The 24,180-nt window shown below is 58.8% G+C and carries 17 protein-coding genes and 2 pseudogenes; 12 read left to right on the top strand and 7 right to left on the bottom strand.

Going from position 1 to position 24,180, the window contains the following annotated elements; all coding sequences use genetic code 11:
- Positions 1 to 24 precede the first annotated feature (24 nt).
- The 8 genes from CFE428DRAFT_RS06135 to CFE428DRAFT_RS06100 all read left to right on the top strand — a co-directional run bounded on the left by CFE428DRAFT_RS06135 (position 25) and on the right by CFE428DRAFT_RS06100 (position 9,899).
- The gene (locus tag CFE428DRAFT_RS06135) at positions 25 to 729 is read left to right on the top strand and encodes a hypothetical protein (RefSeq protein WP_157447438.1); all 705 of its coding nucleotides are present in this window, start codon (positions 25 to 27) and stop codon (positions 727 to 729) included.
- Positions 726 to 1,877, top strand: coding sequence for a hypothetical protein (locus CFE428DRAFT_RS06130; protein ID WP_006978603.1), 1,152 nt, complete (start codon positions 726 to 728; stop codon positions 1,875 to 1,877). The genes CFE428DRAFT_RS06135 and CFE428DRAFT_RS06130 overlap by 4 nt, the downstream gene beginning before the upstream one ends.
- 14 nt (positions 1,878 to 1,891) lie before the next feature.
- Positions 1,892 to 3,574 (top strand): ATP-binding protein, encoded by a 1,683-nt coding sequence (locus tag CFE428DRAFT_RS06125; RefSeq protein ID WP_006978602.1) that lies wholly within the window; start codon positions 1,892 to 1,894, stop codon positions 3,572 to 3,574.
- The gene (locus CFE428DRAFT_RS06120; protein WP_006978601.1) at positions 3,567 to 4,160 is read left to right on the top strand and encodes a hypothetical protein; all 594 of its coding nucleotides are present in this window, start codon (positions 3,567 to 3,569) and stop codon (positions 4,158 to 4,160) included. Before CFE428DRAFT_RS06125 ends, CFE428DRAFT_RS06120 begins: the two co-directional genes overlap by 8 nt.
- Positions 4,157 to 5,599 carry a serine/threonine-protein kinase gene (locus CFE428DRAFT_RS06115; RefSeq protein WP_006978600.1) on the top strand — a complete coding sequence of 481 codons (1,443 nt, stop codon included), beginning with the start codon at positions 4,157 to 4,159 and terminating at the stop codon, positions 5,597 to 5,599. The genes CFE428DRAFT_RS06120 and CFE428DRAFT_RS06115 overlap by 4 nt, the downstream gene beginning before the upstream one ends.
- A 65-nt stretch (positions 5,600 to 5,664) precedes the next feature.
- Entirely contained in the window at positions 5,665 to 6,648 is a 984-nt protein-coding gene (locus CFE428DRAFT_RS06110) for a DUF932 domain-containing protein (RefSeq protein WP_131989749.1), read from the top strand.
- A gap of 32 nt (positions 6,649 to 6,680) precedes the next feature.
- Complete coding sequence (locus tag CFE428DRAFT_RS06105; protein ID WP_006978598.1) at positions 6,681 to 8,582, top strand: GmrSD restriction endonuclease domain-containing protein; 1,902 nt, start codon at positions 6,681 to 6,683, stop codon at positions 8,580 to 8,582.
- 123 nt (positions 8,583 to 8,705) lie between these two features.
- The gene (locus tag CFE428DRAFT_RS06100) at positions 8,706 to 9,899 is read left to right on the top strand and encodes an HNH endonuclease (protein ID WP_006978597.1); all 1,194 of its coding nucleotides are present in this window, start codon (positions 8,706 to 8,708) and stop codon (positions 9,897 to 9,899) included.
- A gap of 258 nt (positions 9,900 to 10,157) precedes the next feature.
- Here CFE428DRAFT_RS06100 and CFE428DRAFT_RS06095 read toward each other — a convergent pair whose 3' ends face one another.
- The 4 genes from CFE428DRAFT_RS06095 to CFE428DRAFT_RS40975 form a co-directional block, all read right to left on the bottom strand.
- Positions 10,158 to 11,036: a plasmid partitioning protein RepB C-terminal domain-containing protein gene (locus CFE428DRAFT_RS06095; protein WP_006978596.1), complete on the bottom strand. Its 879-nt coding sequence runs from the start codon at positions 11,034 to 11,036 to the stop codon at positions 10,158 to 10,160.
- The gene (locus tag CFE428DRAFT_RS06090) at positions 11,020 to 11,889 is read right to left on the bottom strand and encodes a ParB/RepB/Spo0J family partition protein (RefSeq protein ID WP_237705455.1); all 870 of its coding nucleotides are present in this window, start codon (positions 11,887 to 11,889) and stop codon (positions 11,020 to 11,022) included. The genes CFE428DRAFT_RS06095 and CFE428DRAFT_RS06090 overlap by 17 nt, the downstream gene beginning before the upstream one ends.
- 26 nt (positions 11,890 to 11,915) lie before the next feature.
- Positions 11,916 to 13,466, bottom strand: coding sequence for a recombinase family protein (locus CFE428DRAFT_RS06085; protein ID WP_006978594.1), 1,551 nt, complete (start codon positions 13,464 to 13,466; stop codon positions 11,916 to 11,918).
- Positions 13,467 to 13,847: 381 nt separating this feature from the next.
- Positions 13,848 to 14,330, bottom strand: coding sequence for a DUF6431 domain-containing protein (locus tag CFE428DRAFT_RS40975; RefSeq protein WP_420196873.1), 483 nt, complete (start codon positions 14,328 to 14,330; stop codon positions 13,848 to 13,850).
- Between the two features lie 793 nt (positions 14,331 to 15,123).
- On the opposite strand from CFE428DRAFT_RS40975, the pseudogene CFE428DRAFT_RS40970 reads away from it, so the two are divergent.
- From CFE428DRAFT_RS40970 to CFE428DRAFT_RS06065, 3 genes and pseudogenes are all read left to right on the top strand, one after another.
- A pseudogene (locus CFE428DRAFT_RS40970) lies at positions 15,124 to 15,519 on the top strand (sulfatase-like hydrolase/transferase); the annotation flags it as partial.
- A 128-nt stretch (positions 15,520 to 15,647) separates the two neighbouring features.
- Positions 15,648 to 16,676 carry a sulfatase gene (locus tag CFE428DRAFT_RS06070; RefSeq protein ID WP_006978591.1) on the top strand — a complete coding sequence of 343 codons (1,029 nt, stop codon included), beginning with the start codon at positions 15,648 to 15,650 and terminating at the stop codon, positions 16,674 to 16,676.
- 343 nt (positions 16,677 to 17,019) lie between these two features.
- Positions 17,020 to 17,607, top strand: coding sequence for an acetate uptake transporter (locus CFE428DRAFT_RS06065; RefSeq protein WP_006978590.1), 588 nt, complete (start codon positions 17,020 to 17,022; stop codon positions 17,605 to 17,607).
- 121 nt (positions 17,608 to 17,728) lie between these two features.
- Here the strand turns inward: CFE428DRAFT_RS06065 and CFE428DRAFT_RS06060 are convergent, their stop codons facing one another.
- The 3 genes and pseudogenes from CFE428DRAFT_RS06060 to glpK form a co-directional block, all read right to left on the bottom strand.
- Entirely contained in the window at positions 17,729 to 18,478 is a 750-nt protein-coding gene (locus CFE428DRAFT_RS06060) for an MIP/aquaporin family protein (protein WP_006978589.1), read from the bottom strand.
- Positions 18,475 to 19,947, bottom strand: coding sequence for a glycerol-3-phosphate dehydrogenase/oxidase (locus CFE428DRAFT_RS06055; protein WP_006978588.1), 1,473 nt, complete (start codon positions 19,945 to 19,947; stop codon positions 18,475 to 18,477). The genes CFE428DRAFT_RS06060 and CFE428DRAFT_RS06055 overlap by 4 nt, the downstream gene beginning before the upstream one ends.
- 30 nt (positions 19,948 to 19,977) lie before the next feature.
- Positions 19,978 to 21,463: pseudogene (gene glpK, locus CFE428DRAFT_RS40965) on the bottom strand (glycerol kinase GlpK).
- A gap of 263 nt (positions 21,464 to 21,726) precedes the next feature.
- On the opposite strand from glpK, the gene CFE428DRAFT_RS06045 reads away from it, so the two are divergent.
- A complete protein-coding gene (locus tag CFE428DRAFT_RS06045) occupies positions 21,727 to 24,039 on the top strand; it encodes an ABC transporter substrate-binding protein (RefSeq protein WP_006978586.1) in 2,313 nt (770 codons plus the stop codon).
- Positions 24,040 to 24,180: the final 141 nt, after the last annotated feature.

Genomic DNA, 24,180 nt, shown 5'->3' with positions numbered 1-24,180 from the left:
GCGCCGCCGACCTCTGACGGCCTCGTGTTGCTGTCCGGAGAAGAGATTCAGAACGCAGACAAGTCGTCACGAGCGAGCTGGCTAAAATGGTGCGAAGCGCCGGGGCGCACCGTGTTGCTCATGCCACCCTTCAGAGCCGACATCGTCTGCGATCCCGGTGGATGGCGCGCGCGCTTGATCAACAAGGTCGGTGCTTTGTTGGGCACGCCGCCGAAAATCGTGCAGTTCGTGCTCAACGAAACACGCCACCGGCTGGAAGGGCAGTTACAGGGTGCGCCCGATCTTGGCGAAACGATTGATGGTTCGCTCACGCAGTTCCATCGCGCACATCCGCATTCCGGCGTCTTCGCAATCACCGCACTGCCGCTCTGGTCGCTAGCCTTGCTTGATCACTCCGGACTTCTTCGCGATTGGCTCGTTGCGCTGCACCGGCTGGCGGGTGAAGCGCGCACTCCTGCGCCAACACCCGCCGCGTTCAGCATTCGTTCCGAGCACTACTCGATACTGCTCCATCTCCTAAGCCGGACCTTTCAGAGCCGTCGCGAAGCGCTCGATGCGCTCGGTTGGTCGCCAATTTTTGACGTTTCCCCGGACAAGGCCGCGTGCGCACTCGATCAGCTGGAACGCGAAGACTTGGCCCATAATGGAAACATCACCGAGCGCGGTCGTGCGCTTCTTTTCGCCAGTCCCTACGCGGTCTATGCCCGCGAGTTGCAGCCGACGCCATGAACACGCCTGCCAATACCCTCACTCAGACACTCGCCGTGCAATCGCAGGTTCATCTGCCCGGGACGGTCGGCCGCCTGCTCAAGCAAATCCGCGACCTTGAACGGCTCGCACCGGCTTTTATCAAAGCACGATTGGTTCGCCCGGTACCACGGCCTAATCCGCTCACCCTGCGAGTGGCTGGCATTGCCTCAGACTATCAGACTGACAAAGTCTTCGGGGGATTCGTCTATGTATCCGCCGGAGTGCGCGTGGACGTGACGATTGAGAACAACGCACTCGCAACCTCCGGCCAGGACAGCCGCTGTGTGATCGATGACATCGACTTTGACGACCAGACGAAGCGGCTTCAGCTCACTGGTATTCGCCAGTGCTACGAACTCGCCACTGCCGCGATGGAAAGCGGGTCACCGTATGAGCTAATTTTAGTTGATGGCCCGCTGGTCCTCAATCGGAGCATGGTGCCTATCCAGCGCGGGAAGAGTGCGGCGCACCGCGACGTGTATCAATCGGCGGTCGAAGCGATCAGTAAATTTTGGGCCAAATACCGAGAACACCTTTTCCCGTGGAATCCAAACGGGCCGGTGATCGCGGGAGTCGATACGACACAGCTCGGTGCCATCGCCGCGATCTCACAGCAAGATCTGCGGGTGCCGGAAGGGCGTCAGCAGATCCTCGCTTGCGAAGGCGTGCAGCTCGCCGTCCTCGAAGAGGCCCTCAGCTCGGAAACGACGATTACAAGCATCGGCGAACGGCGCTTCATCCATGGGATCGTCGGCTCATGCTGCCGCACCGCCGCTTTCCGCATGAACCTTCAGCTTCCCGAAATGGAGCCGCGCGATGTGGTCAAGGAAGGTGTGATCGGGTTTCATTATCGTGCGGGAACACAAACCACTCCCTTACTGGTTCAACTGCTTGGAGCGGAGCCAGGGTGGAATAGCACCGCCCTCGACCTTCTCGCCGGTCGGTTGATGGCGTTGACCGTTCTCGCTGGCCACAACGCGGTGCCCCTCCCATTGCAACTAGCCTCGCGTGAGCACCTCGCCCTCAAACACTTTCTCGCGCTCTACTCGAAATCAATCGGGGCGGAGATGAAGAACAGATCTGTTGAAGACATCTGGCTCGCCGATTTCGACGAGCCGCTCACCTAAAGGAATACACAATTATGAGACACCAAGTCCTCGGACGGCTCGTGGGAGACACAGGCGATCCAACCAACCTGAGCATGATGCTGAACTCGTCCTTTGCCTGTCGCCGAGGTGAATTCGTCCGCATCCGTCACCGCGAACGCGAGGAGGAGGAAGAAACTGACGTGCTCGGTCGAGTACTCAGCCTTTCGCGATCGAACCTGCTCTACAACTCCGGCATGGGTAGCTCAATAACCGATCTGGAACTCATGCCGGGTGCACGGCTGACCGGGGAGAATCTCTTCGGGAAGATCGACGTGGTAGGCTACCGCGATCCGGTCACCGGCCAGATTCGCATCCCGCGGCGACCGCTTGATCCAGGCGCTCGCGTGGAAACGGTTGACTACCAATTCCTCAGCAATTTTTACCAGTTCGACGAGCAGTCGAGCCTGCACATCGGAAATCTCGTTGGATACGATCGCGGAGCCAACATCGTCCCCGTCTATCTCGACGTGAACAAGTTGGTCACAGAGCATCTGGCCGTGCTCGCGATGACCGGCGCAGGAAAGTCCTACACCGTGGGACGCATCATCGAGCGGCTGGTAGCATTGCACAATGGCACCGTCGTAGTTTTTGATCCGCATGGTGAATACGGACGCGCCTTGCAGGGTGGGCAAATCCGCTTCGGGGAAAGCACTCCAGAGGATGACCCGCGAGATGCCGCCAGCCTCGAACGAATTCGAGAGCTAATGAAGCGCCTCAACGAGGCGGGCGCCGGTATCGCGGTCTATACACCCCAGAATCCTTCCTTCCGGGCAAAATACGCCGGCGCCAACTCCGAGCTGGCGCTCCAGTTCGACCATTTTGAAATGGACGACATCGCCGAAATTCTGCCGGGGCTAACAGAGCCGCAGCAGCGAGTTCTCGACGTGGCGATTCGGTATTGGAGGCACATCCAGCCGGAGGAGCCACGCGACATCAACCGGCTCCGACACCTCCTCGGTGATGGGCTTGAGGAACTTCAGGAATGGTCTGAGTTAAGTGCATCAGAGGCCCAGGCGCTGAATAGTCGAAGCGCTGCGGTCGCCTCCATGAAGCTGGCTCGCGTGCTGTATGAGGCACAAAGCTTCTATTCTGCCGCCATCGCGCAGCCGACAAACGTTCATGACATCACGGGCCGACCTGCCGATCGAAAAGGACGGCTGGTAGTGGTTGATCTCCAAGGACTGAGTGATACCGCGCGGCAGATCATTGCGGCGTTGGTCTCCAGCGAGATCCTCAAAGCGGCATCAAGCAAGACGGACCCGATCCGGCCCGTCTTCCTCGTTTATGAGGAAGGACACAATTTTGCGCCCGCTAATGGTCAGGCGGTCAGTCACCGGATCATCCGCAAGATTGCCGGCGAGGGGCGCAAGTTTGGTGTGGGCTTTGCCATCATCAGTCAGCGTCCGTCCAAGCTGGACCCTGACGTGACTTCACAATGCAACACGGTGATCGCGATGCGGTTGAAGAATCCGGACGATCAACGGTTCATCGCCCGCACTTCGGACATGTTCTCAAAGGCGGACATCGACGAGCTTCCAAGTCTTTCGACCGGAGAGGCACTCATCTGCGGTCGGTCCATTCTCGCACCTTTGCTCGTTAAAATCGGCAGCAAGGCATTGGTGCATGGGGGCGAATCCCCGGCGGTCCTGAATGTCTGGGGAGAGTTTCATGACTGATGGGTTGCCAACGCTAATTCGCGAGGAACTGCGCACACTGGCAGTCGCGCGCCGATATTTCCCGACCTGGTTCGGCGCTGGCTGGTCGGACGATTCCTGCAATTTGCACAGTGTCGGCGTGAGCTTCTGGACGACTTTTGGCCAGCACTCTGGCTTCGAGGCCGTCTCCGAGATGCCAGCGCCGCCGCTTGGGCCGTTCGCGTTTGCCGGCAGCGACGTCCGTTCCGACTCCGCCTGGTCGCAGCCTGCATCATGGAAGCCGCGGCTTCTTGTTGAGTTCGAGCGTTATGCCGGTGAAGTCGATGCCCTCAAATTGCGCGGCAAAATGCAGAACCTTGTCCTGGCCCAGCATCGCTGGGGCAGCACGGCGGAATTGCTCATTCTCGCATATTGGACCCGCGGCCTCGCCAGCTTGCCTGATCACGAAAACTTGCGCCGGATCGCACGTCACGGCTTTGAAACGAGTGAGCGGCAGCGCGTCGATGGCATCAGATCGGGCGACGTTTTGTTCGTTCAATTCGTCCACGAGCCAAGTGCCGCCAACCACTGGCGCCTGCAACAAACCATCGAGAGAGGAGTCTTATGAGCGCACGTAGTAAATTCTTCATTCCTCCCGCCGATCGACGCCTGGGCGATCGATACGAGCTGCTCGAATGCCTTGGCGACGGTTCACACGGTTGGGTTTGGCGAGCCCAGCGCTTGAGCGATCACCAGATCGTAGCGGTGAAGATTCCGAAGGCACAAGGGGACAAGAATGAAGAACTCGCTGAGGGGCAAAAGCTCGTTGGTGCTCCGCCCCATCGGAATGTGGTCGCGATTCACTGGATGGGCCGCGTGCCGCCGCAGCGTGAATGGTATGCGATTGAGATGGAGTATTTCCCGAGCCAAACGCTCGCGCAGCTCCTGGAAAAACCTGACTCCGGTTATGTGACCACCTTCTCGCGGGTTCTCGATCTCTACGAGCAAGTGCTTCGTGGGCTGGCGCACCTCCACAATCTCGGAATCAGCCACGGTGACATCAAACCGCAAAACATTCTTGTCTCGAACGACGAGGCGAAAATCACGGATTTTGGTTCCAGTCTGCAGCCGGAGGAAATGTATGTCCGTACGCGAGCCAACGGCGGAACAATTCTTTACTCGGCTCCGGAGATTGTCGGCAACGAGCTGACGGTGCGGGGCTCGGGCGCATTCATCCGCGCTGACGTCTATAGCCTGGGAGTGCTGCTTTATCACATCCTCACCGGCCGCACCCCGCATGACACTTCCAGCCAAGTGATTCGCTACGCGCCATTCCCAAGGCCGCGTGAGATCAGCCGCGGCATTTCGCCAGCGATCGAGGATTTCACGATGCGCTGCCTCGCGTGTGAACCACTCGAACGGTGGTCGTCCGTCAGCGAGATGCTCGAGCACTTTCCTCGGGTCCGGCAACAGCAGCTCGACTACCACCCGGAGCGGTTGGTCGGCACTTTCCCAACGACGCAAGATTGGTCGACGGATGCAATGCGGGAGTTTGAGTCTGGGAATTTCGCGGCGGCAGGTGAAATCGCGCGGTCACGCTTCGAATCGGACCGCGAACCTCATGCATTTTTGCTCATGCTGGCAGCCGCAAGGGAAGATGGACGTTTTGCGGAGTGTCTCCGCTTGATCGCAGCCCATCCGGAGTTCGCCAATCATCAGGAGGTTCGTCGGACGGCTCTTGATAGTTTTCTCCATACACGACAGATCGAAAAGGCAGCGCAGGTGCTTGATGCCTGCCTCGTGGACACACCAGAGCACCCCGAGCTTCTATTGAAGAAGGCTTCGATCCTCGGCTTGGAAGCACATTACCTGGAGGCGCGCGACGTGTTGATGGACCTTAACCGCCGTGCTCCTAATCAGCCACGAATCCTCCGAAGACTCGCACTCGTTCATGAGCAGCTCCGCGATTCTGGAAAGGCTGTCGTCTTCCTAAAGCTACTCTGCAAGGTCACTCCGGATGATTCTTGGGCTCGGGAGAAACTAGCCGCGTACCAAATTCCAATTTGAAAAGATACCATGAACGAACATTCTAACGCGAACCCGCGTAACCTTACAACCGGAGGACCCTTCTGATGCCTGCAAATGTTCAAACAATGGCTTATTACGGCGAAGTGCCTTGGCATGGTCTTGGTAAGAAGGTGCCAAAGGGCATTTCCGCCGAGGAGATGATTCAAGCAGCAGGACTAGATTGGACGGTGGATTTGAAGCCCGCTTTGGGTGCTCGCAAGATCAACAAGAAGGGCGAGTATTCGCGCTATGAGGTTGTGCGTGTGCCTCGCGAAAAGGAGAAGGAATCACCGGTCTTGCTTGGCGTCGTGAGTCGTCGCTACCGGCCGCTCCAGAATTCAGAAGCATTCAAGTTCTTCGATCCGATCGTGGGTGATCGGAAAGCTTACTTTGAAACGGCAGGTGCGTTGGGAGAAGGCGAGAGAATTTGGGTGATGGCCCGAATGCCCGAAGTGATGGAGGTCGTGCGAGGGGATGACTGCTTCAAATACCTGCTTTTATCGAATACTCACAATGGCGAGGGCTCGGTCATTGTGAAGTTTACCACTGTAAGGGTCGTGTGCCAGAATACCCTGATGCTGGCGATGGAAGATGGCCAGAAAGCTTACCGGGTGCGCCACAGCAAACAAATGCAGTTCAAGCTCGACGAGTTGGCAGACTTTCTTGCCATCACACAACAAGTTTTCCAAGAGGCAGAGCAGACGTTTCGCCGGCTTGCTGCCGTGAAAATGACATCGGAGCGACTCGAACAATACTTTGATGCAGTGTTTCCGCGCACTGATGTTCAAAAGAAGCGCCATGAAAAGCCGCCCCGGTGGGGCTTTCTCCAGGAGATGTTCGATTCACAACCCGATCTCCAGCTTCCTGGTGTGCAAGGCACGCTTTGGGGGGCTTACAATGCCATCACTCGGTTCGAGGATTACAAGGAACCCAAGCAGGATGAACTGCCAGATCAGCGCTTGGAGAGGACTTGGTTCGGAGCTGGAGCAGATAACAAACTCACTGCACTCGTCAAAGCGGACGAACTGGCAGTGCGCTGGAAAAACTGAAAGACGCAACCCCGCCTTGGACTCCATGTAATATGAAATCCGAACTGAAAACCCGGTCCCTGAAAAATCTTAGTGATGCCTACATCGCTAAGGAATTGCGCGTCAATCCGGAGTATCAACGCGGATTGCAATGGGGTTTAGCGCAAAAGCAAGGCCTGATTGATTCACTGCTTCGCGGCTACCAAATTCCTATTTTTTACATCCATCTTGAAACTCGAACAAATAACTATACCCAGGCGTTCGAAACCACCGCTTGGATTGTTGATGGCCAACAAAGGCTGGCCTCTATCGTCGCCTACTCTCAGAATGAATTCTCCTTGCCTGATCCGAAAAGGGCGAGACCTGGCACTATCGTGCCAGTCGATCCGGCGCAACTTCCAGCATGGACTGGGAAGAAGTTTCAAGAACTTGAACAGGAAGATCGGAACAGACTGCTTAGTCACGAATTACTCATAGTAGAGATTACAGCAGAGCGGAATGAAGTACGGGACCTTTTTATTCGTTTGCAAGCGGGTACCCCGTTGACAGCACAAGAAAAGCGAGACGCCTGGCCCGGCGATTTCACGAATTTTGTGATTCAACACGCGGGCAAGCCTGGCCATCGGCTTTCAAACCCCAAGCCGTTCTTCAATCAATTCAAGAAGGCCAGTGCAAAACGCCTAACAGTCGCGGACGGGGAGCACTACGTAGACGGCCATGCTGAGATGCGCAAATTTTTCGCGGGTTTGGCGATGACGGTCATGCTTAGGGAACGGTCGGAGATCGATTTTGTCGACCTCAAGGGAAAAACGATCAATGACTTCTACCTTGATAATCTTGATCTTCCTCTCGACGATCCAGGTGCGAAACGGGTTGTTGATCTACTTGATCGCGTCGTTGCTCTTCCGAAGTTCAGCAGCTTGAAAGAGGCGGGTCCCATTTCGTTCCAGATGGCATTCCATTTTGCGATGTTAGCGGATACGCTAGATCAAGGAAACTACACCAACGAATGGAAGGAAACTGTTGTCGAAGCCTTTTTGGCTTTCAAGCAGGAGGTTGCAGCGGCGCGGTTACATCACAGGGAAAACCGCGAATCACTTCCTCACCATGAACGCTTTGGCCGACTGTTGTCCGGCTCAGGTTCTGACACCGCCGAGATTATTCGCATCAGGCACGCGTTCATGCTGTCTGAAATTTACCCGAAAATTAAGTTTGTTTTGCGAGACCCGAATCGTCTTTTCGACTCCCTGGAACGGGAGGTGATTTGGAATCGTGACCGCGGGCTATGCCAAAATCCAACGTGTTCGCGTCCGGACCACCGGGTCGCATTTCGTGATGCAACGATTCACCACATCGTCGAGCATACGGCAGGAGGTGAAACGACTCTAAAGAATGGCGTCTTAATCTGTCCCGAATGCCATGCCAATCGCGCTGGCTTACAGAACCTAACCCAACACTTTCAGGACTATATTGCCCGCATCTACGCTGATGCTCGCGTTCCCACCGGTGACCTTTTTGCGGATGAACAATACGGCGAGTCGCAAGAAGAGCGAAACGGTGGAAGAGAGGGGATAAAAGTTGTGATTGATTGGGGTGCTCTCGACATTGATCGGCCGGAACAAATAATTAGGAAAAACAATGATACCGATACGATTGTTGAGCTTCTGAAGCTTCTTCTTGATACGTTTAAGAAGCCGATGCGAGATCAGCTCATGGAGATGCCAATCGTGAGATTCCCGCTGTCAACGAATCCAACGTCGGACTTCATGAACAGGGCGCAGAACAAACCCTACAGCTACACGAAGATCCCTGGAAGCGATTTGTGTTTCTGTGGTCATTCCCAGCGGTCGCAGAAGGTCGAACGGTTAAAGGCATTATTTGCGAGACTGACCTTGCCAGATGGCAGCGAGTTTCCCGATGGCTGCATCACAGTTTCCGTCGAAAGTGAGTCATAAATGCGCGGAGGCCCAATTCATGTTTTGTTTCCAGCGTGATGGCCGCTCGATCATTTCGGCGCGCGATTCAGGATCGGACGTTAGCCTTGAAAAAGCATTGCCGGACCTAAAACTCCTTACCCTTTGAACTGGCAGAAGTATCATTCCTACCGAGTGTTTGACGAGTTCCTGCGGAGCGTCGTTATCGATCGCAGGAGCTACGTCACCGTTAGCAATGAGCCGCTCGACTTCACCGACGCTTTCGACGAGATCCAGTCGAGGTTTGTCGAAGGTTTCGATGCGTCTAAAGCGTCATTTGACGAGAAGGCGGAACAACAGTTTCAAGGCGCGGCCTCAAACACGAAGCGTTTGTTTGCCAACTTGGAATATCTTTGGTCCATGCCAGTTCGAAGTATCACGGGTGAAATAAAACGTTCCTATGCTCTACGCTGGTTCGCGGATCGCGAGATTGTATCAGGAACCCGGTACTTCTTCAGTGGAGATGACACTATCGCCAATCCTGGAATGTGGCACTTGACGAACAAGTACCATGAAATTCTCTCCCTCTGCCGAATTTTCAAAATCGTGGCAGAGGATCCCACCGTCAAGACCGTGGAAGAAGCGAAACTCATGATCGAGACGCTGGCCTACGACGCCATCTACGGCGAGATTGACTCCGAATCTGAGTTCTTCACGGAAAACAAATGCAGCATCTATCACATACTTCTTCATCTTGCCTTTCCGGATCGCTACGAGGCCATTGTTTCCGAAAATCATAAGACGCGCATCGTATCCGTATTCGCCCACGTCATCGCCGAGGAGGCGATCTTGGATCGAGAACGTCGGATCAGCCGCATCCGGGAAAAACTCTACGACTCCCATGGAGTGACAGACGACTCCGACAGGAAGCGACGCTGGTTCTTCTATCTAGAGGATGTAAAACCACTATGGATCGGGAGGAAAACTAGGCGTGATCAGCGCACGGCATCCGTGATGGCAGAACTCCGGGATGAAGAAGACGCCGGAGAACTGGAGGGCGAGAGGATGGGAAATACGGGGTACCGACTCCGGCGAAGCGGCAAGTTGGTTCTTAGCGCCAAGATGCGAGACCGCTTCACTTGTGTCGCCTGTGAGTTTCATTATGACGATCAGATTGTGCAGGCCCACCACTTGGATCCGTTGAGCGAACGGAAACAGCCGGAAAAAACGGGGCTGAAAGACCTGATCACGCTCTGTCCGAATTGCCACTACATCGCTCATTACCTATTGCGGAAATCATACGTTTACAAGCGCAAGGACGGGCTAGTTGCAGAACTCCGCAAACTCAACAATTCTTAGCGTCCCTGTCCGCGCTGTCAAAGCGCACTGCGGCTTCCGAAAAGGAAGCGTCCCCTTTCCCTTGTGAACATTCTCCTCAAAGAGTGGAAGTTAGCAGCAAGTGCAAGATCGCCCTCTTGAGGCGGTGTGCTGACGCAGCAAGGAAACGGTCGCGCGCAATCACCACCGCACCCCGACGCGCCCTCGGGAGTTCCTGCTCAAGGCATGAAAAGGCATGAATGTGGCGTGCTTCGGCTCGCCCCAGCTTTTCGGAGGCTCTTACGCCGACAGCTTCTCCGACGCAACGAGGCGCTGAAATTCAGCGAAGTAATCACTGCGGGAGGAGAGAAAGCGAGAGACCTTGGCGTTGCCGAGTAGACTGGCGACGTAGTTCCTCGCAAGCGTAAGGTGGAGCACGGTTTCGCCGTAGGTCGCCTCCACGGCTTTGAAATCCCGGGACACGATCGCCATCTCCTGCTCCAGGCGGGCGAGTTCCTCGGGTGTCATGCCCTTCGCCTTTTTCGGCTCGTCCGGATTTACGAGATCTTCCTTGAGCGTGCCGGTGAGCAGCGCCTGGGCGTATCCCCTGGTGAAATTGTTCGCGCTCGTCATCAGCTCAGCCATTTCGATCTGCCGGAGCGGCGTCACCTTTTTCAGGGTGTAGAAGACGGAGGCGGGGATCTGTTTGTCTTTTAGCAGTTCGACGACGTCGGGATGAATCCCGACGAGGAGGTTCATATTGGATTCAACGAGTTGCAGGCGGACGTTGAGCGCTTCGGCAATCCGCTCAGGCGCAACACCGTTTTTAACCGCGCGCATGATCATCTTGTGGGCCTGGATCGGCGCGAGCCGATTCACATGATAGTTGTAGGTGTAGCATTCGTCATCGTTGGCAACGATGCACTGCGCGTCCTTCTTACCGAGTTCCTTTAGGGCGTGGTAGCGCAAGTTACCATCAAGCAATGTGTAAAGGTCGCTGCCCTTCTGCGGATGAACAACGAGCGGTTCAAGCAAACCGACCGCGCGCAACGATGCGAGGATGGTGCGGAAGGTAATGAGATTCTTTTCGCAATCCTTGATCTGTCGCACCGGCAGGAGCTTCTCCAGAGGCAGGATGATTCCACGAGGATCGAAAGACGGTTTAGGCGGCGCGCTCACGGTTGGTGTTCTTTTTGATGCGCTCGGCGAGATACTCGGGCATGGTGTCCAGGTCTTCCGCGCGAAGCAGGGTGGTAAAATCTTCGTCCTCGAGGAGTGATTTCAACGCGGTGATAATGAACAGCAGGCGTTCTTCGGCGAGGGCGGCTTTCTTGACGAGTGTTCGCTGGCGTTCCGTCTCGCGGCGATATGCGTTCACAAAGGTATCGGCGCTCGGTGACTGTCCCGTGCCGCGCGGGCCGGTGCCGCGCGATTTTCCGAAGATGCGCCGCTGCTCAATCAGTCGTTTGACTACTCGCAGGGATGAAAGCGTGAGTTTCTTGGTCTCGTACGCCTTTAGCAATTCACGCTGGGCTTCCGGGCTGTCAGTGTTCGAGATGTCGATTGCGACACTGATGGGCACCTTCCCGGTGAGTGCCGCGTTCACCAAACGCTCTTCTCCCGCCCGGACTAGTTTGAGCAACTGGTAAACGAAACTGTCGGCCACACCAATCTTTTTGCTGATGGCTTGGGGGGTGTGGCCGAGCCCCTGCAGCCGTTCGATCTCGCGTACCAGGGCGATAGGATTGTGATGACGGCGCGCCATATTCTCCACGAGACTCCGCAGCAGGCGCTCGTCCTTCGGCAAATCAACCACGATGGCCGGGATTTCCTTCGCACCCAACGCAATGAACGCCTTCAAACGACCCTCGCCATAGACGAGGTCATATCCGGCTTCGTCCGTTTCACTCCGGCGGCTGACTTGAATCGGCTTCTTCAAGCCGACCTTCGCGATGCTTTCCCTGATTTGATCGTGTTTCACGCGGTCGCGTTCCCGCGAATTGATGATCCGAATGCTCTCGATCGGGATCATCTGTACATGATTTTCGTCTTTTGGTTTCATGAAAGTTCCTCCACTCGGCAGCGACGGGCCATGCCGTAAAAGAAATCCAGAGAATCGAACCGATAGGCGTCCAGCCAGATGCCGTTGTGCTCGGCCAGACGAACGTTGCTTTCCGTCATGTCCAGCGCGGGCAAAAGGTAAAAGTCTTTGATCTCCGAATTCCCTGGTGCCATCCGCACAGCGATGGTGATGTCCGTCATCAACGCAGTGTCGAATCGGACGATCCATCTCGAGAACCCCGCATCCGTTGCCCGATGCCGGGCAATTACGATGGAGACCGTCAGCGCGCCGTCGAGCGTGAGCAGGCCGGTGTCCTCGTCCTGGAGCAGCACTGCGCCAAGCTCGCGCAGCTTGGTGACAACCTCGGCCAGCACGCTTGCGTGCCGCTCCCGGAGCGCACGGTTGATCTCAAGGAAGCTATAATCGATCTCAGGTGTGTAGCCGATGAGACGGTAGGCGCGGACCAAACTGCCAAAACGGTGCCGAAACGCAGAGCTGGAAGGAGCATCCTCCTCCTCGTCGATGAGCAGCCCCGAGATTTGCCCGTGCTTGCTCAAAACCGCGCGGAGCTTCTCCAGCATCTCCTCATCGGTAAAGCGGCGGCTGCGCGCCAGGATGATGCCCTGCACGGTGAAGAACTGCGTCGGCTCGATGATGGCTTGGAATGCTCCGTCGGCGCGAATCCATCGTTCGGGGGGATTCACCACATGCTCCTTCTTCAGCTTGAATGAGGTGCGGTAGTAGAGGTTGTTGCCGATGTATTTTTCGTTGGTCAAAACGGCGTGCACCGTGCCCCGCGTCCATTTGCGGCCGAAGTCGGTGAGAATTCCGCGATTGTTGAGAATCTCGGCGATCTCCCGTTCGATCTTTTCCTCATTCACGAACGCGTCATACATCCAGCGCACGGTGGTGACTTCATCGTCCGGACCCGGCACCAGGATCACACGGTCGGTCTGGATGCTCTTTTGCTCACCAAGTTTGAGCATTCCCTTCTGGTTGCCGCTTTGATCGATGAGCATCCGACGCAGCCCGAAGCCGGCCGTGCCACCCTGCCGGTAACCCATCTCCACGAGCCGGCAGGCGCCTTGGAACACTTTGGATGAAAGCTCGCGGCTGTATTCACCTGCCATCGCCCGCTTCACACCCTTCACGATTGTCGCCACTGGACTGCCATCGTTTTCAAACTGTTCCGCGCAGTAGTGAACCGCGATCCCGGCGCGTTTGCAGATGTATTCGTAGTACGCGCTCTCGTCGGCATCCTGAAAGCGACCCCACCGACTGACGTCATAGACCAGGATGCACGAAAACTGCGCGCGTCCCTCCTGCACGTCGGCGATCAACTGCGCCAGCGAATCCCGGCCCTGGATGTTGAGCCCGCTCTTTCCCTCGTCGGAGTAGAGATCAACGATCTCCATCCCGCGCTTGGTTGCGTACTCGTCAAGGACGTCGCGCTGGTTGTGGGTAGAATACTGCTGATGCTCCGTGGACATGCGGACATAAGCCGCCGCTCGTATCTTGCCCTCCTGGGGATTGTTGTCGGGTTTCATGAGGATGACGATGACGGCGCTGCAGAACCCTCCGCCGGAAGATCGAGGAGCGATAACCTCCGCGACGGAGGGCCTGCGTGGCGGCGTCGGCCTAAAAGAACAAAATCCTTTGCCAAGCCTCCGGAGCCGAGCCCGGCGGCTTCGCACCCGCTGGAATTCACGACGGATGTTTCGGTGTTTCGGGCACACCTCCCACGAAGCCCTTGGTATCGAGAGGCACCGCGGGTTCAGAAGAACGGCATCCGCCGCAATCCAGGTCGGCCCGGAAGCCATGAGAGCGGCGAAAAGTTCATGAAAGTCTTTTGAGCGACGGTGCATGGGTCACGCTTGGGACCGTTACACTGCTCCATGCGGAGGGAAATCATTGAGGTGTGTGGACATCTACGAAGGTCTCGGCTGATGACACTGATACCTGCCAAAGACCGTGACTCGCACGTGTTCAACCAGCCGACCGGTCGCTCGCGTCAAGTCACCCGTCGCGTCCATCAGGAACACCCACCACTTCCGCGGTTCCGATGCCGGCGGCGCGCGGCCGAAATCCTCACCGACAGCGCGGCTCAGGTTTGGCAGCCAAGTTGTGAACCTGCGCCAATAGCAGCGCATGAGCAAAACGTGGCGCCGCGCCCCAATAGGCTCCGACTCACCGCTGAAATAGCGTTCAATGGCCTCGTTGCGGACAAGCCGATACGGCTGGGCAAAGTCCGGCAGCAGACTGACCGTGCGACTACATGCGCGGCAACGAAACCGCCGCACTGGAAGCCGCAGATCCCCGCGACCGGTGCCCGACAACCAACGCTCGTAATATCCCAAGGCAACGAGCGACTTTGCCGCCGAACAATTGGGACAGTGAAGGGGTCGCGACATGCTGTAATGCCTTTGCGCGACAAGATAGTCCTCTGGCGTCCACTTCACCCGGACGATAATTTGCAAAGCGTGCTGGTAGAGGAAATCGTCAAGTTCGTCCAGCACACCCGTTGGTTTCTCAACTGCGCCCTGATGCACCCTCGGGAATTCTTGCCGGAGGCATGAAAAAGCATGAATGTGGGCGTGCTCCGGCTTGCCCCAGCTTGCCGGAGGCTCAAAAACACCAAAATCAGAAACAGTTAATTATGAAGCACTTAAAGCAGAACTCCGGTTCTGCCTTGGGTGCGAATTCGAAGATTCGAATCCCGTTAGGGTCGCCAGCTTCCAGCTGGCGATCGCCTGTCAGGGCGAATTCGAACGCAGTTCGACTGCGTAACGCGAAGCGTCACTCCAAACCGCCGGAGGCGGAAAATGCAGGGCCTACGGCAACATGGGGCCAATCCCGTTAAGGCGATCCCGCAGCGAATTGTCCCCGCATTTCCGTAGGACCCGCAGTATCCGCCTCCAGCAAAGCGACAAGGCGCTCCGCGTGGGGCGGTCGAACGCAGTTCGACTGCGTAACGCGAAGCGTCACTCCAAACCGCCGGAGGCGGAAGACGCAGGGCCTACGGCAACATGGGGCCAATCCCGTTAAGGCGATCCCGCAGCGAATTGTCCCCGCATTTCCGTAGGACCCGCAGTATCCGCCTCCAGCAAAGCGACAAGGCGCTTCCGCGCGGGGCGGTCGAACGCAATCCAGTTAGGCTCCCTTTTCCAGAGCGCGAGTCGGTTGATGTTTTGAGCCAACTAAAGAATGTTCGCTGAACTCACCCCCGCCATGAAGCCCCGCATCGCACTCCCTTCCCTTCACAGTCTCGCTCGGCCTATGCACCTTGTGCTTCCTCTCCAACGCCTCGTCTTGGTCTTTGCCATCATCTGCGGAAACGCGGCGCACGCGGCGCAGAAGAGGCCCAATGTCCTCTTCATCATCGCAGACGATCTTCGCCCGGAGCTGGGTTGCTATGGCATTCCGGAGATAAAGACGCCGAACATCGACCGACTGGCGTCTCAAGGTGTGCTCTTTCAGCGGGCGTATTGCCAGGAGGCCATCTGCATGTCATCGCGCAACAGCATGCTCAGCGGGTGCAGGCCGGATACGCGCGGGATCTGGACGAATAAGGACGTGCGCGACCAGCTCGCGGACATTCCGTTTCTGCCCGCATACTTCAGGGCGAATGGCTACTACTGCGTCGGCCTCGGGAAGATTGAGCACAGCGGCTGGGAGATTCCAGCATGCTGGTCAGAGCCGCATTATTGGCCGCCCAACACGCCTTTTGAATGCCGCACACGGGCTGGACGGGCACTCGTAAAAAAATGCAGGACGAAGCGGCGGCGGCAGGGCAGCCAGATCCGTTTCTCAATGTGCCGGAAGAGATACGGCGCGGCCTGCCCGTGGAATCGCTGGATGTGGCAGATAATGAACTGGGCGACGGACAACTCGCCGACAAGGCAATCTCGGTCCTGCGACAGGTCAAGGACCGTCCGTTTTTTCTGGGGGTCGGATTCGTGCGCCCGCACCTACCCTTTGTCGCGCCGAAGAAATATTTCGATCTCTACGACCCGGCCACGCTGCCGTGCGCTCCCGTCAGCACCTTGCCCTCCACCACGCCGGCTCTCGCGGTAAACGACTCCACCGAGTTGCGCACGCAGTATCGCGAAGTGCCCGCCAGCGGCCCGCTGCCGGAGCCGCTGGCCCGCCGCCTCGTGCATGGCTACTTCGCCTGCGCCAGCTATGTGGATGCCCAGGTAGGGCGCGTGCTCGAAGAACTCGACCGCCTCGGGCTCAGCGAAAACACCATCGTCGTTGTCACCGGCGACAATGGATTCCATCTCGGTGACCTTGGCCAGTGGTGCAAAGCCACCAACTTCGAGGTGGCCACCCGCATCCCCCTCATCATCCGCGTGCCGGGAATGAAAGCCCCGGGCGGAAAAAGCCGCGCCCTCGTGGAACTCGTCGGCCTCTATCCCACGCTCTGCGACCTCGCTCATCTGCCGAAGCCCGCACACTTGGAAGGCCAAAGCTTTGCCTCGCTCATGGATGCACCGGACCGCGACCTTTTCAAAGCAGCCTTGAGCCAGTTTCCGCGCAAAAATGCGATGGGCCGCAGCCTGCGGACGGACCGGTATCGCTACACCGAGTGGCAGAGTCAAAGCAGCGGCAAACCACTGGCCCGTGAACTCTACGATGAAGAAGCCGATCCGCATGAGGCCGCAAATCTCGCCGGACGGCCCGAGAACGCAGCTCTCGTCGAGTCCTTGTCAAAGCAACTCCATCAAGCCTTCACGCAGCACAACAACGCTCCTTAAGGGAAAGAGCGGCGACAAGGCCCCGCACTCGATGTAGAGCAAGAGAAGGCGGCTCCATGCTTTGCGGGCGGTCGCTTCGGGCGTCGTTGGACTTGCTCTTTCCACCATGAAGACTCGTCCCTCGCGTTCACGCGTTTCCACTCGTGTTCAAAGTGGTGCATTTGAGGATTGCCTTTTCCCAACGGTTCTGACCGGCTTGTGGGATGAACCGCGCGCCCTGGGCATTCGCAGTGATAGTTATGCTTTCGCTGGTCGTTCGGTCAGATGCCTCGGCCCAATTGCTCGGTTACGAATCGTTCACCTTGCCTGCCGAACTCGGAATCCCTAGTAAACAACAACTCATATGACCGAACCAAACTCGATTCAAATGAAGGACACGACGGCCAATCCGGGTCCGTTGGGGCTGCTCGCTTTCGGGATGACGACCGTCCTGCTCAATCTGCACAACATCGGGCTGTACGAACTCAACAGCATGGTTTTAGCGATGGGCATTTTCTACGGTGGTCTCGCGCAGGTCATCGCCGGGATTATGGAATGGAAAAAGAATAACACGTTTGGGACTACTGCGTTCACTTCCTACGGCATGTTCTGGCTCACGCTGGTGGGACTGGTGCTTCTGCCCAAAACCGGTGCGATCGGCGCGGCTGACGACAAGGCCATGGCCGCCTACCTCATTTGCTGGGGCGTCTTTACCGGGGTCATGTTTGTCGGAACGTTGCACTTGAACCGTGCCCTGCAATTCGTCTTTTTGTCGTTGACCATTCTATTCTTCCTCCTGGCTTATGGTGAAGTCGGGGGTGTCAGTTCCGGCTTCAAACATTTCACCGGCTACGAAGGCATTATCTGCGGCCTGTCCGCCATGTATGCGGGATTGGCCCTGGTGCTCAACGAATTGGCGCGCCGGACGGTCCTGCCCCTGGGTCCGGTTTAGGTGCGCTGAAGAGAGGCCGGCGCCGGCGCATCCAATCGCCCCGTGCCGGATCGTGGGTTTCGAGATTTGCCCGCACGGTCTTCTGTGAGCGCCGAAGCGGATGCTTCTTGGAGCGATGACTCTAACGAATGAGCATGGTGTGCACCGCCGCGGCGAGGACTGCGCCGAGGAGCGGGCCGACCACCGGCACCCACGCATAGCCCCAGTCGCTGTCGCGTTTGCCGGGCACCGGGAGCAAGGCGTGGGCGATGCGCGGGCCGAGATCCCGCGCAGGGTTGATGGCGTAACCCGTGGTGCCGCCGAGCGAGAGGCCGATGGCAAAGACGAGCATGGCAACGGGAACGAGGCCCAGGCTGCCCAGCCCGACGACGATGTCCTTGGGCTCCGCGCCGATCGGCACCTGAAACTTCACATCGGTCATCAGGAAAATCGGCAGGATGAGGCAAAAGGTGCCGACCACCTCGCAGAAGAACGACTGCGAGATGCTGCGGATATTTGGCGCCGTGCAGAAGCACGCGAGCTTGGCGTCTTTGTCCTCGGTCACCCGGAGATGCGCGTGGTAATGGAAAAAAACGAACGTGGCGCCGACGATCGCGCCGAGCATTTGCGCGGCGAGGTAGCCGGCGACTTTGGCCGGCTCGAGCTTGCCGGCCATCGCCATGGCGACGGTGACCGCCGGGTTCAAATGCGCGCCGCTGTAGGGCGCGGAGCAAAACGCGCCGATGAAGACGGCGAGCCCCCAGCCGGCGGTAATGACGATCCAGCCGGCGTTGTTTCCCTTCGTTTTCGCGAGGACGACATTGGCGACCACACCGTTGCCGAAGAGGACCAGTAACGCGGTTCCGATGAATTCTGCGACGTAAGGTGTCATAGGGAGGAGGGCAGGAAACACCGGGCGGTTTCTTGAAAGCTCGCGAGCTGCGCCTGCTGCCAGGCCTCATCGCGGCCGAGTTCCTGGGCCAGTTCGCGGGCGACTTGCGGCGACTTGTCGAGCGCGGCCCGGGCATCAAGGAAGAGGAGCCGCGTGCGGCGGGCGAGTACGTCCTCGACGGTGCGGGCCATCTCGTGCCGCGCGAACCACGCCGCGGAATCGTCGTGGCTTCCGGGATTGTGAATGCGCAGGTTGCGCGTGAGGCACGGGCGCTCGTCGAGCTTGCCCAGCACGATCGCGTGGTCCACGGCGTCCTCGGCCATGTTGCGATACGTCGTCCATTTTCCACCGGCGATCGTGAGCATGCCGGAAGACGAAATCTCAATGGTGTGATCGCGGGAGAGCGCAGCGGTATTGGACGCGTCGCCCGCCTTGACCAGCGGACGGATGCCGGTAAAAACGCTGAGCACATCGGCACGCGTCGGGCGCTTCGCGAGGTAGTCGCCCGCGGTCTCGAGGATGAAATCGATCTCTTCGCTCTGCGCGCGGGGCTCGAGCGTAGAGACGGGAATCGGCGTGTCGGTCGTGCCGACGACGGTGTGGCCATGCCACGGGATCGCGAACATCACCCGCCCATCGCGGGTGTGCGGCACCATGATCGCGGTGTCGCCGGGCAGAAACTCGCGCGACAGGGTGAGGTGCACGCCCTGGCTCGGCGCGATGATCGGCTTCGTCGAAGGATCGTCCACCCGGCGCATCTCGTCGCAGAATGGGCCGGTCGCGTTGATCACGCAGCGCGCGGCCAGGGTGTGCGACGCGCCGCTTTCCTCGTCTCGAAAGGTCAGTCCGTTGACGAAGCCCTCGTTGTCCTTGGTCAGCGCGGTGACCTTGCAGTAGTTGAGCAGACACGCACCGTGTTGGGCCGCGGTGCTGGCGATATCGATGAGCAGACGGGCGTCGTCAAACTGCCCATCGTGATACTTCACGCCGCCGCGGAGCCCGTCCTGCGAAAGCGTCGGGATGCGTGCGAGCACTTCTTCGCGCGAGAGAATCTGCGACGGGCCGAAGCCGTATTTCCCCGCCAGCAGATCATAGACCTTCATGCCGATGCCGTAGAATGGCGCCTCCCACCATTCGTAATTCGGCACGACGAACTGCTGGTCGCGGACCAGGTGCGGCGCGTTTTTCAGCAGGAGCCCGCGCTCCTTCAGCGCTTCCATCACGAGGGAAATATTGCCCTGCTGCAGATAGCGGACGCCGCCATGGACGAGCTTCGTGGAGCGGCTCGAGGTGCCTTTGCCGAAGTCGTGCTGTTCGAGCAGGACCACACTGTAGGCACGCGTCGCGGCATCGACCGCGATGCCCATGCCGGTCGCGCCACCGCCGATCACGGCGATGTCCCACGGCTCCCGGCGCTCGCCTGCGCGCTGGAGGAAGGCATCGCGTTGGAGGGGTGAATTGGAAATCATGGCGTTGGTTTTCCTTGGGGCTGCGGGTGATCATTCGCGCTCTTCCCATTCGCGCGCGCGGGCCAGCGCCTGTCTCCATCGGGCGCGACGGTGCGCGGCTTTGTCGGCGCTCATCTGCGGCTCGAAAGTCCGCTCCACCTGCCAGCCGCGCGAGACATCGGCGCGATCCTTCCAAAAACCGGTGGCGAGTCCGGCGAGATACGCGGCGCCGAGGGCGGTCGTTTCGATCACCTTCGGTCGCACCACGGGCGCTTGCAGGATGTCCGCCTGGAATTGCATCAGCATGTCGTTCGCGCACGCGCCGCCGTCCACGCGCAGGCCGTTCATCGCGATACCGGTATCCTGCTTCATCACCTCGAGCACATCGGCGACCTGGAAGGCGATGCCATCGAGGGCGGCGCGCGCCAGGTGGGCGGCAGTGGTGCCGCGGGTGAGCCCGGTGATCGTGCCGCGCGCATATTGATCCCAATGCGGCGCGCCAAGCCCGGCGAACGCGGGCACGAGATAAACCCCGCCGCTGCTCGGGACGCTCGCGGCGAGTTTTTCCACGTCGGCGGAAGTCTTGATGATGCCGAGTCCGTCGCGCAGCCACTGCACGACCGCGCCGCCGATGAAGACACTGCCTTCGAGCGCGTATTCGGTTTTGCCGTCGAGTTTCCATGCGACCGTGGTGAGCAGCTGATGTTTTGAAATTTGCGGCTCGGTGCCGATGTTCATCAGCATGAAGCAACCGGTGCCGTAGGTGTTCTTCGCCAGGCCGCGTTCGAAGCAATTCTGCCCAAAGAGCGCCGCCTGCTGATCGCCCGCAATGCCGGCGATTTTGATCGGCGCGCCGAGCAGCGTCGTCTCGCCATACACCTCGCTCGACGAGCGCACCTCGGGGAAGCAGCGCGCGGGGTACGTCGAGCACCTTGAGCAACTCGTCATCCCAATCGCCGCGCAGGTTGTAGAGCATCGTGCGCGACGCGTTCGTCACGTCGATGATGTGTCGGGCACCATTGGTGAGCTTCCACACGAGCCAGGAATCGATCGTGCCGAAAGCCAGCTCGCCGCGGTCCGCCCGCTCGCGCGCACCTGGGACGTGGTCGAGGAGCCAGCGCACTTTGCTACCGGAAAAATAGGCATCGATGACGAGCCCCGCGTGCTGCTGGATCAGCTCGGCGTGCCCGGCCGCCTTGAGGCCATCGCAGAACTCCGACGTGCGGCGATCCTGCCAGACGATCGCGTTGTGGATCGGCTCGCCCGTCTTGCGATCCCAAATCACGGTCGTCTCGCGCTGATTCGTAATTCCTATCCCCGCGATGTCCGCCGCCGTCAGCCCCGCCTTCGCCAGCGCCGCCTGCGCCGTCTCGAGCTGCGTCTGCCAGATCTCATTCGCATCGTGCTCGACCCAGCCGGCCTGTGGGAAAATCTGCTGGAACTCCTGCTGCGCAACCGCCCGTATCGAGCCGTCGTGGTTGAAGACGATGGCGCGGGAACTCGTGGTGCCCTGGTCGAGGGCGAGGATGGCGTTCATAGGGGAATACGCACCCTCAGCAGGGAGCGAAGGTGCGATGAATGTTCACCGCCAGGCTCCCACCTGTGCATCGGACTTTGGTCCTACACCGCATGGGGGCATGGCGAGCTGGCCTCGGAGTTCCGTGCGAGTTTACGCAGTTTTCGCGTAGATTCGCGGAGCGTCACCGCACCGCCGGCGTGCAGCGATTCGGGTCCGGCATGTAGGACCAAGGTCCGATAGGTGCTGAAACGGCGGTTGCCTCAACGTGTCACGGATCTCCCATGAATCCTCGGGCGCTCCCCTCGCACTATCTGGAATTGATTCGCGACCGATTCATATTCCTGGCTTCTTCTCCGGCGCGGCTTTGGAAGGTGAAAAGCGGCCGGGGCTGGCCGACCGCGCGACCAGGAGTCCTTTTCGCACTCCTCACCGCTGCCTTTCTTGGCCTGGCGACGTTTGAGGCCAACGGGGTGCAGAAGGTGGAGATCGCCGCGGCACTATCGATCACGGGTGACTCGAGTAGCTTCGGAGGCGGGAGCCTTGAAGGAATCAAGGCGGCCATCGACGAGGCCAACCGCAGCGGTTTCGGACCACGGATTGAACTCAAGGTATATGACGATCGCAGCACCGCCGACGGCGCCCGGGAGGTGGCTGCGAAGATTGCCGCCAGCGATGCGGTCCTCACGCTCGGGCCGGCGATCAGCGTCGCCTCGCTCGCCGCTGGACCGATCTACGCCAAAGCCGGCCTGGCCTCGATCACGACCACCGCCACCTCCGACCTCATCACCGATAACCCGACCACCTTCCGCATTCTCTTCAAGAACAGCGACCAAGGGGAGATGCTGGCGACTTTTCTCGCCTACGTGCTCGGCTTGAAACGCGCCGCCGTGATGGTGATGGATGACGGTTATGGACGAACGATCGAGAAAGGCTTCCGCGACACGGCCGAGCGACTCGGAATCGAGGCCAACTACTATATCCTCAAACCGGGAGAGCCGATGGATGAGGCCGCCAGGAAGGCCGTCGCCGAGAGCGCGGAGAGGCCGGTCGTCCTGGCCATGCTCGATACCGAAGGCGCCAGGCTCCTGACCATCCTTCGCCGGCTCGGCGTGAAGGGGCCGTTTCTCGGCGGCGATGCCTTTGGGATTGAAAACTTCAATTCGCACTTCGCCGATACACCCGAGGAGAAGCAACACCCCGGCTATTTCTGCGAAAATCTCTATGGAATTACCCCGATGCTGCTCGACTCGGCGAACGCCGACATCCTCGCCTTCGCCGAGCGCTTCAAGCAACAGGTCGGGCACGATCCCGGGTGGCTGGCGGTGGCCGGATTCGATGCGGCACGGCTGGCCATCGAAACGATTCGAAAAACTGCGGCCGCCGATCCAGGCGCAACGACATCCGCGCTGCGGACCTCCGCACTCCACAATCTGCTCGCCTTGGACAAGCAAGGCAGTCCGCTTCCGGGCTTGCTCGGGCCGTTCGTCTTCGACTCGGGACGCGGGCGGCAAACGGCTCTGCGCATTGGCCGCTTCAACCACGGCCGATTTGAATCCGCCCCGCTGCAGATTGTGCCCGTCCTTCACCCCCATGAGGCGGAGGTGGAGTCCGGCGCCGTCTTTGAATTGCGGCCGGGAAATTATGTCCGCCTGCAGCAAGTCATCTATTCCGGGCTGTATCTCAACGAGCTCATGTGGATCGATCAGGCGCACTTTACTTTCGGGGCGGATTTCTATGTCTGGCTCCGCTTCGCCAAAGGTGCCGGGGCGGAAGCGGCCGACCCCACCGAAATCAAGTTTCCGGATCTGTCCACGGGACACTTCGATCGTGAGCACCCCGTGGAACAAAGGGAAATGGCCGACGGCACTTCTTATCGTCTCTGGCGCGTGCAAGGTGAGTTCCGGAGTCCTTTCGATCTCCACCATTATCCTTTCGACCGGCAGTCCTTGACCCTGCGTTTCTACAACGCCCGCGCCGCGGCCGACCGGATCGTCTACGCTCTCGACGAAAGCGCACCGGACACCATGGATAGCCGCAGCGTGACACCGTCCGGCGTCTCGGCGGAGGCGTTTCGTGGGCTCTCCCAATGGAAATTTGTCAGCGCCCACCAATGGCGCCAAAACTTCGTGGCCAAATCTTCGCTGGGCGATCCGCTGCGGATCGGTCTGCAGAACTATCGCGAACTCTCGGGTCACGCCGTGACGATCGAGTTACAACGGCGGTCCCTGACCACATTGATGAAGACACTCCTGCCGCTCTGGCTGATGACGTGCATTTTGTATGCGTCGCTCTATTTTCCGCCCGTGCTGGTGCAACCCAAGATCGGCGTGGCCATGACGGCTGTCCTGACCGGGATGGTCCTGCTGAATCTGGTGAACTCGCAGCTGGGGGCCATTGGTTACACCGTGGCGGTCGAATACGCCTTCTACGTCTATTTTGCGCTCGGACTTCTCCAGATCGTCTCCGTGCTCTTGAGCGAGCATCTGCGTGGTCTTGGCCGGACGGCGGCCGCCGATCGATCCGATCGTTGGACCCGAGTCCTCTTCATTGGCGCGGTAGTTGGTCTCATTGCGGCAGCCGTCATCTACGAATAACATCTTCATTTCAATTTGAAGGCGGTCCAGCAGGTGGTGAAGTGGTCGGGACCGGGATCAGCGGCGTATTCCTGATGCGTCCAGAAGATGGCCGGGGCCGATGGATCCGGGCACGTGGAATTGTAGTTTCCCCAGCCGATG

Source organism: Chthoniobacter flavus Ellin428 (assembly GCF_000173075.1).
In the GTDB taxonomy this organism is placed as follows: Bacteria; Verrucomicrobiota; Verrucomicrobiia; order Chthoniobacterales; family Chthoniobacteraceae; genus Chthoniobacter; species Chthoniobacter flavus.
This window is presented reverse-complemented; position numbering and strand designations above follow the sequence as displayed.